Below are 17,414 nucleotides of genomic sequence, written 5' to 3' on the forward strand. Positions count from 1 at the left end.
TGACGCGCGCGCTCAGACGTAGATTTTCGAGGCGTACTCCGGGCCGTAGTGCCGTTCCAGGTCTTCCAGGCTCTCCGTCGGCGCCTCGACCTCCTTGATCAGGCGTGCCCGCGACGGCAGCGACTCGGGCTGCCAGGTCTCCGGCCGCCACAGCGCGGACCGCAGGAACGCCTTCGCGCAGTGGTAGAAGATCTGCTCGATCTCCACCACCACGGCGAGCACCGGCCGGTGCCCCTTGACCACCATGTCGTCGAACCAGGGCGCGTCGCTGACCAGGCGGGCCCGCCCGTTGATCCGCAGCGTGTCGGTCCGACCGGGGATGAGGAAGAGCAACCCGATGTGCGGGTTGTCGAGGATGTTGCGGTAGCCGTCGGCCCGCCGGTTGCCCGGCCGCTCGGGCAGCGCGATGGTCGTCTCGTCCAGCACCAGCGCGAACCCGGCCGGGTCGCCCTTGGGGGAGACGTCGCAGCTGCCGTCCGCGCCGGCCGTGGCCATCAGGCAGAACGGCGAGGCGGCGAGCCAGTCGCGGTCCCGCTCGTGCAGCCGGGAGCGCTCCTTGTTGGCGGCCCGAGCGTTCGGTACGCCGAGCAGGGCGCGCAACTCCTCGTGCGAGGTGATCTCCACCGTCACGTTGGTCCTCCTCAGGCGTTGACCCGGTGGCGGGCACTACCAGTCGTCAGCCTATGCCGTCGTGACCAGCGCGAGGTTTGTGCTCGGTCGCCGGGGGTACGGCCTCACCCGACGCTCGCCGCACGAGACCGTTCCGCAGGACGCCGACCAGTGGAGGCCGGGAGATGGAGAGCCGACTCAAGGTGCTGGGGCACCCAGTCCACCCGATGCTGGTCATGTTCCCGGTCGCGTTGCTGGTCACGGCGGTGCTGTTCGACGTGGTGGACACCGTGGGCGGTCCCGACTTCCTCGGCGAGGTCGCCTACTGGAACATCACGGTCGGCCTGATCGGCGGCCTGCTCGCCGCGGCGGCCGGCTCGTTCGACCTGCTGGCGATCCCGACCGGCACCCGCGCCAAGCGGGTCGGTCTGTTGCACGCGGGCGCCAACGTCGCGGTGATCCTGCTCTTCGCCGCCGTGTGGGCCGTCCGGCTCAATGCGGACTCGCGCGCCGCTGGCGGCGCGTTGATCGCCATCGAGGTGGTCGCGGTGGCGATCCTCGGCATCAGCGCCTGGCTCGGTGGCGAGCTGGTCGACCGGCTCGGTGTGGGCGTCGACCGCGACGCCGGCCTGGACGCGCCCAGCTCCCTACGGCCGCCGGCGGCCACCCAGCGGATCGGAGAGATGTGATGAGCGAACAGCAGACCGGTGGCTTCGGCCGTGGATGGCGGGGCGGTCGGCAGCAGGGCTGGGACCCGATGGGCGAGTTGCAGTCGCTGCGCTCCGAGCTGAGTCGCCTGGTCGGCGGTCGCGGCGGCGGGTCCGACGTCGAGTTGACCGAGACGTCCGACGGCTGGGAGGTCGTCGTCCGACTGCCCGGCGTGGCACCGGAGGAGGTGGCGGTCGAGCTGGACGACCGCGAGTTGTGCGTGCGCGCCCGTTCGGAGGCGGAGGTCAACGCCGACCAGGGCATCCCCGGTGGCTTCGAGACGCGCGGCTTCGAGTACCGCGTCAACCTGCCGTCCCGGGTCGAGCCGGACGCCATCGACGCGGTCATGGACCACGGCCTGCTCCGGGTCCGCCTGCCCCGGGCGACCCGGCCCGCGCCGCGCACCATCACCGTGGGCCGCACCGGGCCGCGCTCCGGCGGCCGCCCCACGGGTACGCCGATGCCGGCCGATCCCGCCGCGGACCGGGAGCTGCACCACCCGGACACCGTCGGCGAGATCGACCGGCCGTAGCGGCCGCGTGGTCTCCCCGTCCGTGCTCGGCCCGACCTCCGAGCGCCTTCCCGACGTGCGGCGGATCGCCGTGCTGCGCGCCAACGCGCTCGGTGACTTCATCTTCATCCTGCCGGCGCTGGATGCGCTGCGTGGCGCGTACCCCACGGCGGAGATCGTGTTGCTCGGTGCGCCGTGGCACGCGAAGCTCTGGCGCGACCGGCCCGGCCCGGTGGACCGGGTGCTGGTGGTGCCGCCGGCAGCCGGCATCCGGACGCCGGAGCCCGGCGAGCCGGAGTCGTCAATGGACGACTTCCTGACCGCCGCCACCGGCGCGGAGTTCGACCTGGCAGTGCAGCTCCACGGCGGCGGCGCCAACTCCAACCCGCTGATCAGTCGGCTCGGTGCCCGGTTGACCGTCGGCCTGCGCAGCGACGACGCGCCGCCGCTGGACCGGTGGTTGCGTTACGTCTACTACCAGCACGAGGTGATCCGTTACCTGGAGGTGGTGGCGTTGGCGGGAGCACCGGCCACCACCATCACGCCGACGCTGGCGGTGACCGACGCCGACCGGGCCGAGGCCGCCCGGGTGCTCGGCCCGGCTGGCCGACCTCGGGTGGCGTTGCATCCGGGGGCCACCGACACCCGCCGCCGCTGGCCCGCCGAGCGCTTCGCCGAGGTGGCCCGTGCCCTGCACGAGGACGGCTACGAGGTGCTGGTCACCGGCACCCCGTCCGAGCAGGAGGTGGTGGATCGGGTCGTCGCCGCGGCGCAGGTGCCGGTGCGGCCACAGGTGGGCACGCTCAGCCTCGGTGCGCTGGCGGGCTGTTACGCCGAATGCGCGCTGGTGGTCTCCAACGACACCGGCCCGCTGCACCTGGCCGCCGCGGTGGGTGCGCCCACGGTGGGGATCTTCTGGGTCGGCAACCTGATCAACGGGGCCAGCCCGTTGCGGCTCCGGCACCGGCCGATCTCCTCCTGGACGGTGCACTGCCCGGTCTGCGGGGTCGACTGCACACCGGGCATCTATCCGCACCGGCCGGGCGACGGCGAGTGCCCGCACCGGGATTCGTTCGTCACCGACGTGCCGGTGGCCGAGGTGCTGGAAGCCGCCCGGGACCTGCTGGCCGCGCGGTGACGGCGCTCAGGCCGGCTGCGGCGTGTCCTCGTCGGTGAGGACGACCTCCCACGCCTCCACGTCCCGGTCGGTGACCGTGGTGGGAGACTCCAGGTGGTACGCGCCGCTGGGCAGGATGCCCGCCCCGCCGTGGCGGGACAGCACCGCGAGCTGCGCGGCCACGTCCTCACCCTGGTGCTTCTCCTGCACCCGACGCCAGAAGTCGAAGCCGCCGGCGTCGATGAGCTTGGCCCGGTCGTAGAGCACGCACCCGCCGATCCAGGACACCTTGTACGCCCGCCACGCGCCCGGCGGGAGCGCCAACCGCTCGGTGATGTGCAGCAGGTTGGCGGCCGAGTGGATGCGGGCGCGGTTCCACTCCGGCGTGCCGGGTCGGATCCGCTCCGGTGTCGGCGGGCCGACCCACTCCTCGTAGTGCCCGTGCGAGTCGGGTCGTACGTCGTCGGTGTACGAGAGCCCGTGCACACCGTTGCCGACGAACCCGCAACCCAGCGCGCCGATCGCGGTGACCAGCCGGTGCAGCGCCCCCGGTTCCAGCCAGATGTCGTCGTCGAGGTTGAGGACGTACCGGGCGGACGAGGCGGCGAGCAGGTACGCCCGGTGTTCGGCCAACCCCCGGCGGGGCAGCCGGCGGGTCAGCAGCACCGGGTGCCCCCGGTGCCGCAACGCCCGGACCATGGTGGCCGCTGCCGGATGCGTGTACGCGGGATCGCCGTCGGACTGGTCGCTGACGACCACGCCGAAGCCGGGAAGCCCGTCCTGGGCGGCGAGGCCGCCCAGGGTGACGGCCAACTCGGCGGGGCGGTTCCGGGTCGGAATCAGCACGTCGACCAGCCGGTCGGCGCGGAAGTCCGCCGGGTCGCCGAGGTCGAGCGGGCGGTTCACGACGCCTGGGTGCGGGTGCGCAGCGACGGGTCGGGCTCGCGGTCACCGAGGTGCGGCGACGGGTCCTGGCTGTGCGACCGGATCCGCTCGATGATCGCCGAGGTGGACCGGTCCGGCACGTACCCCAGGGTGCGCACCTGACCGCCCAGCCGGCGCACCAGCGGCGCCTCCGGTACCAGCTCCGGCGGGTAGTCGCCGCCCTTGACGTACACGTCCGGGCGGACCGCCTCGATCAGCGCGGCGGGCGAGTCCTCCTCGAAGACCACCACGTGGTCCACGCAGGCGAGCGCGGCGAGCAGGGCACCCCGGTCCTCCACCGGGTTGACCGGCCGGTCCGGGCCCTTCAACCGGCGTACGCTGCCGTCCGAGTTGACCGCCACGATGAGCAGGTCGCCCAACGCGCGGGCCTGCTCCAGGTAGCGCACGTGCCCGCGGTGCAGCACGTCGAAGCAGCCGTTGGTGAACACCACCGACCGTCCCGCCTCCCGGTACTCGGCGACGATCGCGTCCAACTCGTCGCCGCCGACCAGCGCGGGGTGGCCCGCGCCGTCGGTCGGCTGGTCCAGCGCGGCCAGCAGGTCGTCCCGGCGGCACACGCAGGTGCCGGTGTCCGAGACGGTGATGGTGGCCGCCAACTGGGCGAGTTGGGCGGCGGTGGGCAGCGGCGCGTCGGCGGCCAGGGCCAGTGTCATCGCCGCCAGGTACGCGTCGCCGGCACCTACGGCGTGGCTCGCCGGCACCGGGGTGCTGTGGCTGCGTCGTGGTTCCCCGTCGGCGCCGCCGACCACCGCGCCCTCGGTGTCCAGGGTCACCGCCACCACGTCGGCGCCGGTGTGCGCGCGCAGCTCGGCCAGGCGCGACTCGGCCAGGACGGCCCGGTCCACGCCCTCGCCGGCCCGGGTGTTCACGGTGACGCCGGTGCCGGTGACGCTGAGCCCGTCGCCGGTGAGGGCCACCCGTCCCTCGCCCGGGGTGGGCTCACCGACCGGCCCGGGACGGCGCTCCGGTGCCGGGTCGGTGGGGCTCACGTCGTCGGCGCGTACCCCGCCCGGGGCGGCGCCGGCGGTCATCTCGGACGGCCCGTCGACCGGGTCGGTGTCGGGGTGTTCCAGGTGCAGGTCGGTCCCGCCGGTCGGTCGGGTCGTCCCGCCCGCGCGGGCCAACAGTCGGGTCGCCTCGGCGAAGCTGGGGGTGACCACGGTCGGGGCGAGACCCCGCCAGTCGGCCAGGTCGTGGGCGTCCAGCGCGACCGTGGCGTACCGCTCGCGGTGCTCGACCAGCCACGCGCGGACCGGCGCGGGCAGCGCGCCCAGGCCGTAGTCGCAGACCACCAGGGTCGGCGCCTCCCCACCGGCGGCGGCGCGCAGTTCCTCGGTGGCGCAGCTCAGGGCGGTGAGCAGCCGGGCCACCCCGTCGTGGTCCAGGGTGTCCTCGGGGTCGCCGGAGTCCTCGCGCAGCAGGATCTGGTTACCGGCCAACATCCGCCGCTTCACCGGTGTGGGCCGTCCGGGCTGGTTGACCGTGCGGTCCCAGACGCCGGCCCGGTCCAGGCAGTCGTGCAGCTCGTCGCCGGCGACGTCGGCGCCGACCGGTGCCACCAGCACCGCCCGTCCGCCGAGGGCGGCGACGTTGACGGCGGTGTTCGCGGCCCCACCGGCCGCGGAGATGCGCCGACGCAGGGTGAGGACCGGGGCGGGCGCCTCCCGGCAGAGCCGGTCGGAGTCGGCGAACCGCCATTCGTCCAACATGGCGTCACCGACGATCAGGACTGGGCGTCCGAGCCAGCTCTCCACGACGGTGGCGAGCCGGCGCTGTTCCGCTGCTGCTCCTGCCATGCCTCCCCGGGTCCCCAGCGGCCTCGCCGACAAACCTGCCCGACGGGCGTCCGCCGCTGGTCAGGCGGCTTCCGCTGACGCCTGACCGGTCCGAGCCTGTCCGACCTGTTTCGGGCGGTCAGGGGCGGGAAGGGAATTGAGGTACCCCCGGAAAGGAGACGTACCGAAATGGCAGCGAATTTGCAGGGCAAGCGGATCGCCTTCCTGGCCGCCGATGGTGTCGAGGAGGTCGAGTACGTCCAGCCACGCGCGGCGGTCGAGAGTGCCGGCGCGACGGCCGAGTTGGTCTCGCTGAAGCCCGGTTCCATCCAGTCCTTCAACCACCTGGACCACTCCAAGACCTACGACGTGGACGTGACCGCCGACAAGGCGGACGCCGCCGGCTACGACGCGCTGGTGCTGCCCGGCGGGGTGGCGAACCCGGACTTCCTGCGGGGCGACCCGGACGCGGTGCGGTTCGTGAAGGCGTTCTTCGACGCGGGCAAGCCGGTCGGGGTGATCTGTCACGGTCCGTGGACGCTGATCGAGGCGGACGTGGTGCGTGGTCGCCGCATCACCTCCTGGCCCACCCTGCGTACCGACCTGACCAACGCCGGCGCCAGCTGGGTGGACGAGGAGGTCGTCACGGACGGCAACCTGACCAGCAGCCGCAACCCCGACGACCTCCCGGCCTTCTGCGCCGCAATCACCAAAACCTTCGCCACCCCCTGACCCCACCCCGCCCTCTGCTGATCATGGAGTTGTTGCCGTTCGGCGCGCGTGTCGTGGCAACAACTTCATGATCAACGCTTCCGGAGGCGTGCGGTGGGGGTCGGGGTTTTTCGCGGTTCGGCGCATGTTCTGCGGCTCGCGGGATAGAAGGGCACATGACCACCGAAGCCTCCGACGCGCCGGTGCTGAACCGTCAGCAGATCCGGCTGCTCATGTTCGGCCTGATGACCGGCATGCTGCTGGCCGCACTCGACCAGACCATCGTCGGCACGGCGTTGCCGACCATCGTGGGCGAACTGGGCGGGATCAACCACTACTCGTGGGTGGTCACCGCGTATCTGCTCGCCTCGACCGCGTCGACGCCGCTGTACGGCAAGATGGCCGACCTGTACGGGCGCCGACCGGTCTTCCTCTTCTCGATCGGCACGTTCCTGGTCGGGTCGTTGCTGGCCGGGCTCTCGCAGAACATGACCGAGCTGATCGTCACCCGGGGTATCCAGGGTCTCGGCGCCGGTGGTCTGCTGACGCTCGCCTTCACCATCATCTCGGACGTGGTGTCACCCCGGGAGCGTGGTCGCTACCAGGGTCTGTTCGGCGCGGTCTTCGGGATCTCGTCGGTCGCCGGGCCGTTGGTGGGTGGTTACTTCGCGGAGACCGACTGGCGGTGGATCTTCTACATCAACGTGCCGCTGGCGATCCTGGCGATCGTCGTCTGCTACCACGTGATGCGGCTGATCCCGTTCGAACGTCGGGACCACTCGATCGACTGGCTGGGCGCCGGCCTGCTGGTCGCCGGGGTGAGCGCGCTGCTGCTCGCGCTCAGTTGGGGCGGCAACGAGTACGCCTGGGGTTCCGGCGTGATCATCACGCTCTTCGTGGTGGGCACCGTGCTGGGGGTGCTCTTCGTCCTCCAGGAGGCCCGGGTGGCCGAGCCGATCCTGCCGCTGCGGCTGTTCCGGAGCGCCACCTTCGCGCTTGCCAACTCGGCTCTGCTCATCATCGGTCTGGTGATGTTCGGGTCGATCATCTTCATCCCGCTCTACCTGCAGATCGTCAAGGGCGCCTCGCCGACCCAGAGCGGTCTGCTGATGCTGCCGATGATGGCCGGCATCATCATCACCTCGATCCTGACCGGCCGCGCGATGACCCGGATCGGTCGGTACAAGTGGTTCCCGGTGGCCGGCTCGGTGACCCTCCTGGTCGGCATGTTCCTGTTCACCCAGTTGTCGGTGGCCACCTCGCTCTGGTTGGCGTTCGGGTTCATGGTGGTGATCGGCGTCGGGCTGGGGCTGTGCATGCAGTCGTTGATCCTGGCGGTGCAGAACGCGGTCTCCGTACGCGACCTGGGCGCGGGCACCTCCTCGGCGACCTTCTTCCGGTCGCTTGGCGGTTCGTTCGGGGTGGCGATCCTCGGCACGGTGCTCTCGTCCCGGCTGACGGGTGGGCTCGCCGACCGGTTGCCCGGCGCGATCGCGCAGCTCCCGCCGCAGGAGCGGGCCGCCGTGGCGGCGAGTGGCGGCACAGACATCTCGATCAACGATCCGGCCACCATCCTGGCCCTGCCGGCGCCGGTACGCGCGGCCATCCAGGGCGCTTTCGTCGACGCGCTGGACATGGTGTTCCTGACCGCTGGCCTGATCGCGATCGTGGCGGTGCTGGTCACCCTGGCGCTGCCCAACACGCAGCTGCGCGGTGCCGGCCCGAGGGGCGCTACCGGCGGCGCTGACCCGCTCGGCGGCGAGGCCCCGGCGCCGGGTGGCAAGCCGCTGACCCGCGAATCGAAGGACGAGGCCGCCGCCGACATGGAGGCCAAGTCGCAGACGATGATCTGAGCGTCGCGACACCGACCGCCCCGGACCGCTCCGGGGCGGTCGCTGTCAGCCAGCCACGAGACGTAGTGGCTGCGGGTGTTGGTTGTTGAGGCGGTCGAGCGCGGCGGCGGTCGCCGGGTCGGCGGGCAGGTGCACGATCAGACGCTGGTCATCGTCCGCGGGAAGTTCGAGGGTCTCGTACGCGAGCCGGAGAATGCCCGCCTGGGGATGGGCCAGCCGGAAGACGCCGCTGGCCTTCGGCAGGCTGGGAACGGTGTCGACGCGCCGGGTGAAGACATCACCCGCCGTGATGGTCAACTCGTCGGCCAGGGCCGCCATCGGCGGGTAGGCCCGGAACGGACCTTGCTTGAGGGCGGCGACCTGCTCGTCGGCCAGGTAGTCCCAGTCGAGGTACGCGCTGCGTGCCCGGGTGTCGCCGAGGATGAACCTGGCGAGATTGGCCGGCGTCGCGTCCAGCAGACCGATCGGACCGACCAGCCGCAGGTAGCCGGCGGTGTGGGCGAGGACGTCGCTGAGCTGGTTGAGCAGCACCGCCGGGGCGGGTTCGAGACGGTCGAGCAGCGCCCGCACGGTCGGACGTACCTCGCGGCTCGGCGCGATCTGGCCCCGGCAGTTGTAGCTGGGATCAGCCGCCTTGGTAAGGCGGTGCAGGTGGGCGCGTTCGTTCCAGTTCAACCGCAGTGCGTTGGCGAGCGCGGCGAGCACCTGCGGGGACGGCCGGCGGTCGCGGCCCTGTTCAAGTCTCGTGACGTACTCGACGCTGACGTCGGCGAGGGCCGCCACCTCGGATCGGCGTAGCCCCGGGGCGCGACGGCGCGGCCCGGTGGGCAGCCCCACCTCGGCCGGTGTCACCGCTTCCCGGTGGAGGCGCAGGAACAACCCAAGCTCGTTGTCGCTCACCATCCGAACGTAACAACGCAGGCTCATCAAATGGTGTCCCTGCCACTACCAGTCTCAGTCCGGCCTCCCTGGCCCTCGGCCAGTTGACGACCGTGGGGCAAGGCGCTCGACGGCTGTCGAGCGAAATCCCTGTCGGTTGGAGCTGAGTCATGAGTCGTACGGTTGCGGTCGTCGGCGGTGGTTACGGGGGTACGGCGGTTGCCAAGACGCTGGAGTCGGTGGGCGATGTCGTCCTCATCGACCCTCGGGACGCGTTCGTCAACGTCGCGGCATCGCTGCGGGCGTTGGCCCGGCCTGACTGGGCCGGGAACATGTTCTTCCCCTTCGAGACGGTGCTCTCGCGGGGCACGGTGATCCGAGATCGAGCCGTCTCGGTGGATCCCGGCGGCGTCACGCTGGCCTCGGGCGAGCGTGTCGCGGCGGACTATCTGGTGCTGGCCACCGGCTCCAGCTACGCCTACCCGGCCCGGCCCAGCGCCGACTCGATGGCGGCGGCGCTCGACGACCTGCGCCAGACCAACAAGGAGTTGGCCAGCGCCGAGCGAGTCCTGATCCTCGGTGCCGGGCCGGTCGGGTTGGAGCTGGCCGGTGAGATCAAGGGGGTTTGGCCGGAGAAGCACGTGACGATCGTCGATCCAGCCGAGCGGCTGCTGCCAGGCTTCAAGCGAGAGATGCGCGATGACCTGCATCGGCAGCTCGACGAGTTCGGCATCGAGGTGCGGCTGAGTACCAGCCTGGCCGGGCCCTTGACGACCGAGGCCGGGCGGGCCGCGACCTTGACGGCCACCACCACCGACGGCGGCGAGATCACCGCCGACATCTGGTTCCGTGCCTTTGGTCTGAGGATCAACAGCGATTACCTGGTCGACGGCCGATTGACGACGCTCACCTCGCAGGGGCAGGTTCGCGTCACCAAAACTCTCAACGTGCGGGGGCTCGACGGCATCCTCGGCCACGTCTACGCAGTCGGTGACCTCACCGACGTCGCCGAGGACAAGCTGGCGGCGTACGCGTTGCAGCATGCCGAGGTGGTGGCGCAGAACATCACCGCGCAGCTGCGGGGCGAGCGGGCCGTGGCCACGTACCAGCCCATGCCCGATCCGATGATTCTGCTCCCGCTCGGGCCGCAGCATGGTGTCGGCCAGATGCCCACGCCCGGCGGTCCGGCCGTCATTCCTGCCGCGACGGTCGCCGAGTACAAGGGCGTCGACCTGTTCACCGGCCGGTTCACCGCCCAGTTCGGCCCCACCGCCGCCTGAAGACCGGGCAGCAGCCGGAAAGGGGTCAGGAGTCGGGGTGTCCGGATGGCGGGACGCCCCGACTGGGGGAATCAGAGTCGATCAAGAATCAGGCGGGCCGGCGGTAGGTGCCGTACCACCAGGTAGCCGCCAACTCCCGGGCTGCCGCCGCGTCCGTCTCGGGGTCGGCCGAGGTGGTGCTGACGTGGTCGGCCAGGAAGCGGTCGCCGCCGATCACGATGAGCCGGCCGGCGGCGGTCACGTCCAGGTCGGCCGGCGTACGGCCGGCCTGCTGCTCGACGCGCAGCGCGGCGACGGTGCGCGCCACGAACTTTTCCAGCCCCGCCGCCCAGAACTCCCGGACCACCTCGTCGTACGCGGCGACCTCGCTGATGGCGGCCAGTACCGGGGCGTATGTCCGGTAGATCCGGATCACGTCGGCGAAGACCTCGGTCAGCTTCGCGAGCGGGTCGCCGGGGGCGCCCGGATCCCACTCGCCGGTGCGGTCGAAGGAGCTTTCCCGCATGGTGCCGGCGAGGCGCATGAGCAGCTCGCTCTTGTCCCGGAAGTGGGTGTAGAAGGTCGACCGCGCCACGCCCGCCTCGGCCGCGATCCGCTGCACGCCGAGGTCGGTGAAGCGGATTCCCTCCTTCAGCAGCCGCTCGGTGGCCGCCAGCACCCGCCCTTCGACCGCCGCGCGTCCGTCGGGGTTGCGCGGGCGGCGGCGGGTGATCGAGGGCATAGCCGGAATCCTAGGTGGCCGCGGGTCGGGCCGGCGACGTACGCTCGTTGCCGGACACACTGTCCGACATAGTGACCACGAGGCGCTGACCTCGGCCTCCGACCCACACGAGGAGCAACACACGTGAAGTACCGACTGCTGGGCACCACCGGGGTGTACGTCTCGGAGATCTCGCTCGGCGCGATGACCTTCGGCGGCAGCGGGCACCCGCTCTGGGGCACCCTCGGCGGGCTGGCGCTGCCCGAGGTGCAGCGGCTGGTGGACACCGCGTTGGACGCGGGCGTCAACTTCGTCGACACCGCCGACGGCTACAGCGACGGCGAGAGCGAGGAACTGCTCGGCAAGGCGCTCGGCAAGCGGCGTCGCGACGTCGTACTGGCGACGAAGGTGCACTCCCGGACCGGCCCCGGCCCGAACGATGTCGGCACCTCCCGGCTGCACATCATGCAGAACCTGGAGGACAGCCTGCGCCGGCTGGGCACCGATCACATCGACCTGTACCAGATCCACAACTTCGACCACGTCACGCCCATGGAGGAGATGCTGCGCGCGCTCGACGACGCGGTCCGGCAGGGCAAGGTCCGCTACGTCGGCGCCGCCAACTTCGCCGCCTGGCAGCTCTCCAAGGCGCTGGGCATCTCCGCCCGGGAGAAGCTGGCCGGCTTCGTCTCGGTGCAGGAGTACTACTCCCTGCTGGGCCGGGACGTGGAGCGCGACGTGGTGCCGATGGCGCTCGCCGAGGGCGTCGGGCTGACCGTGTGGAGCCCGCTCGCCGGCGGTTTCCTCTCTGGCAAGGTCAGCCGGGACGGCGCCGTCGCCGACAGTGGCGCGCGCAGCGCCCAGCCCGGGTACGCCAGCTTCACCCCGTTCGACCCGGAGCACGCCTTCGCAGTGATCGACGTGCTCAAGGGCGTCGCCGAGCGGCACGACGTCAGCCCGGCCCGGGTGGCGGTCGCCTGGCTGCTGTCCCGTCCGGCGGTGACCAGCGTGATTGTCGGCGCCCGCAAGGAGGAGCAGCTGGTCGACAACATCGCCGCCTCGGACCTCACCCTCACCGCCGAGGACCTCACCGCGCTGGACGAGGCCACCAAGCTGCCGGTCGCGTACCCGAACTGGATCCAGGAGGGGTACTTCGCCGGCCTGCGTCACCCGCAGTGAGGCGCGGCCCCTGGTCGGTGACCGGGGGCGCGGCCCTACTTGAGGATGAGCCGGTTGGTCTGCTCGAAGACGTCCAGGTCGGCGAGGGTTTCGGCGACCGAGGCGGAGAGCGGGGCGGGGAACCGGTCGCGGGGGAAGAAGCCGGCGTCGGTGGTCTCGTCGGTGACCCGGGTCAGCTGCCCGTCCCACTCCTCCACCTTGAAGGCCGTCGTGAACACCTGGTACGTGTGCCCGTACATGTTGGTGCTCGTCCGGTCCGGGCCGGTGTAGAGGGCGAACGCGCAGACCCGCAGTGCCCGCAGCCCGGTCTCCTCGCGGACCTCGCGTACCGCGCAGTCGGCGATCGACTCGCCCAGCTCCATCGCGCCGGCCGGCATGGCCCACTGGCCGTTGTCCGAACGTCTGATCAGCAGGATGCGGCCCGCGTCGTCGTTGACCACGGCACGGGCGCCGACGAACATCAGCGTCCGGTCCCCGGCCAGCGCGCGCAACTGCCCTACGTATGAGTCGGCCCAGGAGATGCTCACCTGCGACAACTTACGGGGGTTCCCATCGTGTGACCGCCGACACTAGCTTGTTACCCATGCGTAGCACGATGATGGACGCCCCTCTGCAGATCTCCCGGATCCTCGACCACGGCGCAGGGGTGCACGGCACGGCCGAGGTGGTCACCTGGACGGGCGCCGAACCCCGCCGGATGACGTACGCCGAGGTGGGCCGGGCCGCCGCCCGGCTGGCACACGCGCTGCGCGACGAGTGTGGGGTGACCGGCGACGAGCGGGTCGCCACCTTCATGTGGAACAACAACGAGCACCTGGTCGCCTACTTCGCGGTGCCGAGCATGGGCGCGGTGCTGCACACCCTCAACATCCGGCTCTTTCCCGACCAGGTCGTCTACATCGCCAACCACGCCGAGGACCGGGTGGTGCTTGTCGACAGCACGCTCATCCCGCTGCTGGCCCGGGTGATCGGTGAGCTGGGCACGGTGCGGCACGTCGTGGTGGTCGGCGGCGGCGACCCGGAGCCACTGGTGGCGGTCGCCGGCGACCGGATCACCGTGCACCACTGGGACGCCTTGCTCGCCGACCGTCCCGACACGTACGACTGGCCCGAGGTCGACGAGCGCGACGCCGCCGCGCTCTGCTACACCTCGGGCACCACGGGCAACCCGAAGGGCGTGGCCTACTCGCACCGGTCGATCTACCTGCACTCGTTGCAGGTCTGCATGCCGGAGGGTTTCGGTCTCGGGCCAACCGACCGCGAGTTGGCCATCGTGCCGATGTTCCACGCCATGTCCTGGGGCCTGCCGTACGCGGCCTTCCTCTCCGGCGCGTCGCTGATCATGCCGGACCGGTTCCTCCAGGCCGCGCCGATGGCCGAGATGATCGCCGCCGAGCGGCCCACCCTGGCCGGTGCGGTGCCCACCATCTGGACCGATCTGTTGGCCTACCTGGACACCCACGAGGTGGACACCTCCTCGCTCGGTGAGGTGATCGTCGGCGGTTCGGCGTGCCCGCCGGCGCTGATGCACGCGTTCGACGAGCGGCACGGGATCGACGTCATCCACGCCTGGGGGATGACCGAGATGTCCCCGCTGGGGTCGGTCTCGCGCCCGCCCGCCGGTGTGACCGGTGAGCAGTCATGGCGTTACCGCTACACGCAGGGGCGGGTGCCGGCGGGCGTGCGGGCGCGGATCGTCGGCCCGTCGGGTGAGCCGATGCCCGCCGATGGCCGGGCCGTGGGCGAGCTGGAGGTCCGCGGGCCGTGGGTGACCGCCCGGTACGTCGGTGACGACACCCCGGACGAGGAGAAGTTCCGCGACGGCTGGCTTCGTACCGGCGACGTGGGCACCCTCTCGCCGGACGGGTACATCACGCTGACCGACCGCGCCAAGGACGTGATCAAGTCCGGGGGTGAGTGGATCTCATCGGTCGAGCTGGAGAACGCGCTGATGGCCCATCCGGCGGTGCTGGAGGCGTGCGTGGTGGGTGTCCCGGACGAGCGCTGGGACGAGCGGCCGCTGGCCACCGTTGTGCTCCGCGAGGGCGCCTCGGTGACCGCCGAGGAGTTGCGGGACTTCCTGGCCGGCTCGGTGGCGCGCTGGCAGCTGCCCGAGCGCTGGGCGTTCATCGACACGGTGCCGAAGACGAGCGTGGGCAAGTTCGACAAGAAGGTCGTCCGTTCGCGGTACGCCGGGGGCGAGCTGACTGTCCGGGAGCTGACAGCCCCGTAACGTTTTCCCAGGCACTGTCGCCTCTTGGGGCGGGAGTACTCCTGAACAACCCTCCCCAGGGGCGGCCCCGGCGTTCGCACCGCGCCGGGGCCGCCCGCTCCACGCGGGGTGACCCGCACCGTCATTGTTGCGAAAGTTGTTCGCTTCTGTCCCGCTGACGGGGAAATCGGGGGTGCGGCGACCCGATCAGGCGTCGCTGGTGCTGATCAGCACCTTGCCCACCGTCGCGTCCTCCACCGCCTGGTGCGCCGCGGCGGCCTCGGCCAGCGGGTAGTAGTGCAGCGGCAGGCCCGCGTCCGCGCCGACCCGGATGCCGCCCTGGCTGGCCGCCGCCGCCACGTCCTTCACGCCCTGCGCCTTGGCTCCCTTCGGCTCGGTGTAGACCAGCACGAACTGCCAACGGGCGTTCGGCGCCATCATCGCCCGGATCGGGATGCTCACCTCAGCCCCGCCGTCGTCGGCGTACATGCACACCGCGCCGCCGTGCCGCAGCACCTGCACGTCGGTCGAGGCGTTGCGGGCGGGGGAGACCTCGACGATGGTGTGAACCCCGTCGGGGGCGATCTTGCGGACCTCCCCGACCACGTCCTGCTCCCGATAGTTGATCACGAAGGAGGCGCCGGCCGACGCCGCCAGCTGCGCCTTCTCCGCGCTGCTCACCGTGGCGATCACCGTGGCGTCGGCCCAACGGGCGAGCTGGATCGCGGCGTTGCCGACCGCGCCCGCGCCGCCCTGCACCAGCACCGTGTGGTCCGCCAACGCGCCGGCCCGCAGCGTGTCCGGCATGAACTCGCCGACGGTCAGGCAGCGGTGCGCGGTGAGGAACGGGATGCCCAGGGCGGCGCCCAGCTCGAACGCGGCAGCGCCGAGGCGTACCGCCTGCCGGACCGGCACCAGCGTGTACTCCGCCGCCGTGCCCCACGGTCGCTGCCAGGCGGCCTCCCAGACCCACACCCGTTCACCGATCAGGTCGGGGTCGACCCCCGCGCCGACCGCCTCGACCACCCCCGCGCCGTCCTGCCCGGGAATCTGCCAACCGTCCGGCGGGGAGTTGCGGCGGGACTTCCAGTCGGTCGGGTTCACCCCGGAGACCGCCATCCGCACCAGGACCTCGCCCGCGCCCGGCTCCGGCACCGGCCGGTCGACCAGACCAAGCACCGACGGGTCGCCGGTGCGCTCGTACACGATCGCCTTCATCCGTGGTCTCTACCCCGCTCGGCCCGGGTCAACCCAGCTCGTCAACCAGCTCGGGAGTCAGCTCACCGATCGCGTTCAGCGTCACCACGGCCAGCCCCGCGGCGTCCGGATCGAGCGGGTACGAGCCGTGCGGCACCGCCACCACCCGCATCCGCGCCGCCGCGGCCGAACGCACCCCGTTTGACGAGTCCTCCACGGCCACGCAGCGGGACGGGTCGACGCCGAGGCGCTGCGCGACGCTCAGGTACACGTCCGGCGCCGGCTTGCCCCGCTCGGTCTGCTCGGTGGAAAGGGTCGCGCCGAACGCGTCGGTCAGGTCGGTGGCGGCCAGCGCCGCCTCGATCAGCCGGGTCGGCGACGAGCTGGCCAGCCCGAGCGGCCACCGCGCGGCCAACCGGCGTACGACCTGGTCGGCGCCGTCGATGAGGGGTACGTGGTCCCGGTAGCGTCGGGTCATCTCCTCGACCACCTCGACGGCGACCTGCTCGGCGGTGCGGTCGACGCCCAGCTCCGCGCTGAGGTAGTGGGCCCACTCGCCGGTGCTCATCCCCATCAGGCGGCGTTGCGTGTCCGGTTGCCACGTCCCGCCGTGCGCGGCGACGTACGCCCGGCGGACCTCCTCCCACACCGGCTCGGAATCCACGATCACGCCGTCCAGGTCGAAGACCACCGCATCCGCCACGGGACCATCCTGCCCGACGGGCGGGCGCCCGGTCAGCCGGGCAGCGCGGGCAGACCGAGCGGGCTGCCCTCCGGGATCAGGGTGTGCCCGGACCGGGCGATCGGCTCCAGCAGCTCGCGGAGCCGGTCGGTTTTGTCGGGGCCGAGCGCCTGCCACGGGTGCGCGGCGGCCCGGTCGGTGGCGTCCTCGATGGCCTGGAACTCGGCCCGGGCGTGGTCGGTTGCCGCGCCGTCCCCGGTCAGCCAGCCGCGCTGGGTCAGCCGCGCGCGGGCGGCGTCCCACTGCTCCTCCGACCAGCCTCGGCCCAGCAGGTACTGCGGCGGCGAACCGTCAAGCGCGACCCGCACGGTCAACGTCTCCACCGGGTCCAGCCCGGCGGCCACCAGCGCCGCCACGTGTCCGTCGCCCCGGTGCTCCCGCAGCGTGGTGGCGGCCTGCCAGAGCCGCGCCAGCGGGTACTCCCCGACCGGGAGGGCCGCGTTGGCCGCGCCGAGCACCCGGCCGGCGGTCTGCGCCGCCGAGGCGGCCCGCTCCAGCAGGTCGGCGGCCTCCGCCAGGTGTGACTCCGGCAGCTCGTAGGTCAGCTCGGCGAGCGCCTGCACGGCGCCGGTCAGCCGGGCGCGCAGCGCCTCCTGCGGGGTGGCCAACCGCCACACCGCCGGCAGCGCGCGGGCCACCATCGGTGGCGCGAAGTTGAAGAACGCGGCGACCACCGGGGCCGCCTCGGTGGCGCCCAGCGGTGCGGCGCGGCCGGCGAAGTAACCGCGCCAGTAGCCACGCAGACCGACCGCCTCGTACGCGGCGCGGGCCCGGGGGTGGAGGTAGGTGACCGCGTGCGCCGGCTCGAAGTACGCCCACATCGACCGGGCGGTCCGCCCAGGCTCGTCCAGCGCCGTCACATGCACCTCCGCGTCCCGGTCCGGATGATCACCCCGGGCGGCGAACCGCCCGGGGTGACGCCGAACCTACTGCCGCTGGGTGACGGGCCGGAAGCCCCATGTGAACAACTCCATCGCGGCCCGGCGACAACCGGGA

Annotated in this window: 17 protein-coding genes; 8 read left to right on the top strand and 9 right to left on the bottom strand. The window is 72.0% G+C overall.

Features of this window, described 5'->3' with window-relative positions:
• Positions 1-12 precede the first annotated feature (12 nt).
• The gene (locus tag AB0J33_RS02895; RefSeq protein WP_363609164.1) at positions 13-630 is read right to left on the bottom strand and encodes a pyridoxamine 5'-phosphate oxidase family protein; all 618 of its coding nucleotides are present in this window, start codon (positions 628-630) and stop codon (positions 13-15) included.
• Between the two features lie 164 nt (positions 631-794).
• Between AB0J33_RS02895 and AB0J33_RS02900 the strand changes: the two genes are divergently transcribed.
• Genes AB0J33_RS02900 through AB0J33_RS02910 form a run of 3 tightly spaced genes read left to right on the top strand, consistent with a single transcriptional unit; the run spans position 795 to position 2,966 of the window.
• A complete protein-coding gene (locus tag AB0J33_RS02900) occupies positions 795-1,298 on the top strand; it encodes a DUF2231 domain-containing protein (protein WP_363609166.1) in 504 nt (167 codons plus the stop codon).
• On the top strand, positions 1,298-1,849 hold the full coding sequence (locus tag AB0J33_RS02905; RefSeq protein WP_363609168.1) for an Hsp20/alpha crystallin family protein: 552 nt from the start codon (positions 1,298-1,300) through the stop codon (positions 1,847-1,849). The genes AB0J33_RS02900 and AB0J33_RS02905 overlap by 1 nt, the downstream gene beginning before the upstream one ends.
• A 7-nt stretch (positions 1,850-1,856) precedes the next feature.
• Positions 1,857-2,966 carry a glycosyltransferase family 9 protein gene (locus tag AB0J33_RS02910; RefSeq protein WP_363609170.1) on the top strand — a complete coding sequence of 370 codons (1,110 nt, stop codon included), beginning with the start codon at positions 1,857-1,859 and terminating at the stop codon, positions 2,964-2,966.
• Between the two features lie 6 nt (positions 2,967-2,972).
• Here AB0J33_RS02910 and AB0J33_RS02915 read toward each other — a convergent pair whose 3' ends face one another.
• Positions 2,973-3,851 (bottom strand): glycosyltransferase, encoded by an 879-nt coding sequence (locus AB0J33_RS02915; protein WP_363609172.1) that lies wholly within the window; start codon positions 3,849-3,851, stop codon positions 2,973-2,975.
• Positions 3,848-5,686, bottom strand: coding sequence for a D-glycero-beta-D-manno-heptose 1-phosphate adenylyltransferase (gene rfaE2 / locus AB0J33_RS02920; RefSeq protein ID WP_363609174.1), 1,839 nt, complete (start codon positions 5,684-5,686; stop codon positions 3,848-3,850). The genes AB0J33_RS02915 and rfaE2 overlap by 4 nt, the downstream gene beginning before the upstream one ends.
• Positions 5,687-5,854: 168 nt before the next feature.
• On the opposite strand from rfaE2, the gene AB0J33_RS02925 reads away from it, so the two are divergent.
• Entirely contained in the window at positions 5,855-6,397 is a 543-nt protein-coding gene (locus AB0J33_RS02925; protein WP_363609176.1) for a type 1 glutamine amidotransferase domain-containing protein, read from the top strand.
• Positions 6,398-6,552: 155 nt separating this feature from the next.
• Positions 6,553-8,229 (top strand): MDR family MFS transporter, encoded by a 1,677-nt coding sequence (locus AB0J33_RS02930; RefSeq protein WP_363609178.1) that lies wholly within the window; start codon positions 6,553-6,555, stop codon positions 8,227-8,229.
• 45 nt (positions 8,230-8,274) lie between these two features.
• On the opposite strand, the gene AB0J33_RS02935 is transcribed toward AB0J33_RS02930, so the two are convergent.
• Positions 8,275-9,132, bottom strand: a complete 858-nt coding sequence (locus AB0J33_RS02935) for a helix-turn-helix transcriptional regulator (protein ID WP_363609180.1) — start codon at positions 9,130-9,132, stop codon at positions 8,275-8,277.
• Between the two features lie 146 nt (positions 9,133-9,278).
• On the opposite strand from AB0J33_RS02935, the gene AB0J33_RS02940 reads away from it, so the two are divergent.
• The gene (locus AB0J33_RS02940) at positions 9,279-10,388 is read left to right on the top strand and encodes an FAD-dependent oxidoreductase (protein ID WP_363609182.1); all 1,110 of its coding nucleotides are present in this window, start codon (positions 9,279-9,281) and stop codon (positions 10,386-10,388) included.
• 88 nt (positions 10,389-10,476) lie between these two features.
• Here AB0J33_RS02940 and AB0J33_RS02945 read toward each other — a convergent pair whose 3' ends face one another.
• Positions 10,477-11,109 carry a TetR/AcrR family transcriptional regulator gene (locus AB0J33_RS02945; protein WP_363609184.1) on the bottom strand — a complete coding sequence of 211 codons (633 nt, stop codon included), beginning with the start codon at positions 11,107-11,109 and terminating at the stop codon, positions 10,477-10,479.
• A 123-nt stretch (positions 11,110-11,232) separates the two neighbouring features.
• Between AB0J33_RS02945 and AB0J33_RS02950 the strand changes: the two genes are divergently transcribed.
• Entirely contained in the window at positions 11,233-12,267 is a 1,035-nt protein-coding gene (locus AB0J33_RS02950; RefSeq protein WP_363609186.1) for an aldo/keto reductase, read from the top strand.
• A gap of 35 nt (positions 12,268-12,302) precedes the next feature.
• On the opposite strand, the gene AB0J33_RS02955 is transcribed toward AB0J33_RS02950, so the two are convergent.
• A complete protein-coding gene (locus tag AB0J33_RS02955; RefSeq protein WP_363609188.1) occupies positions 12,303-12,794 on the bottom strand; it encodes an NUDIX domain-containing protein in 492 nt (163 codons plus the stop codon).
• A gap of 71 nt (positions 12,795-12,865) precedes the next feature.
• Between AB0J33_RS02955 and AB0J33_RS02960 the strand changes: the two genes are divergently transcribed.
• The gene (locus AB0J33_RS02960; RefSeq protein ID WP_363610198.1) at positions 12,866-14,500 is read left to right on the top strand and encodes a fatty acid--CoA ligase; all 1,635 of its coding nucleotides are present in this window, start codon (positions 12,866-12,868) and stop codon (positions 14,498-14,500) included.
• Positions 14,501-14,686: 186 nt separating this feature from the next.
• Here the strand turns inward: AB0J33_RS02960 and AB0J33_RS02965 are convergent, their stop codons facing one another.
• The 3 genes from AB0J33_RS02965 to AB0J33_RS02975 are packed head-to-tail and all read right to left on the bottom strand — an operon-like array spanning position 14,687 to position 17,239.
• Positions 14,687-15,697: an NADPH:quinone reductase gene (locus AB0J33_RS02965; protein ID WP_363609190.1), complete on the bottom strand. Its 1,011-nt coding sequence runs from the start codon at positions 15,695-15,697 to the stop codon at positions 14,687-14,689.
• 28 nt (positions 15,698-15,725) lie between these two features.
• Positions 15,726-16,379, bottom strand: a complete 654-nt coding sequence (locus tag AB0J33_RS02970) for an HAD family phosphatase (RefSeq protein ID WP_363609192.1) — start codon at positions 16,377-16,379, stop codon at positions 15,726-15,728.
• A gap of 32 nt (positions 16,380-16,411) precedes the next feature.
• Entirely contained in the window at positions 16,412-17,239 is an 828-nt protein-coding gene (locus AB0J33_RS02975; RefSeq protein ID WP_363610200.1) for a hypothetical protein, read from the bottom strand.
• Positions 17,240-17,414: the final 175 nt, after the last annotated feature.

The organism is Micromonospora sp. NPDC049645, assembly GCF_040675155.1.
GTDB lineage: Bacteria > Actinomycetota > Actinomycetes > Mycobacteriales > Micromonosporaceae > Micromonospora.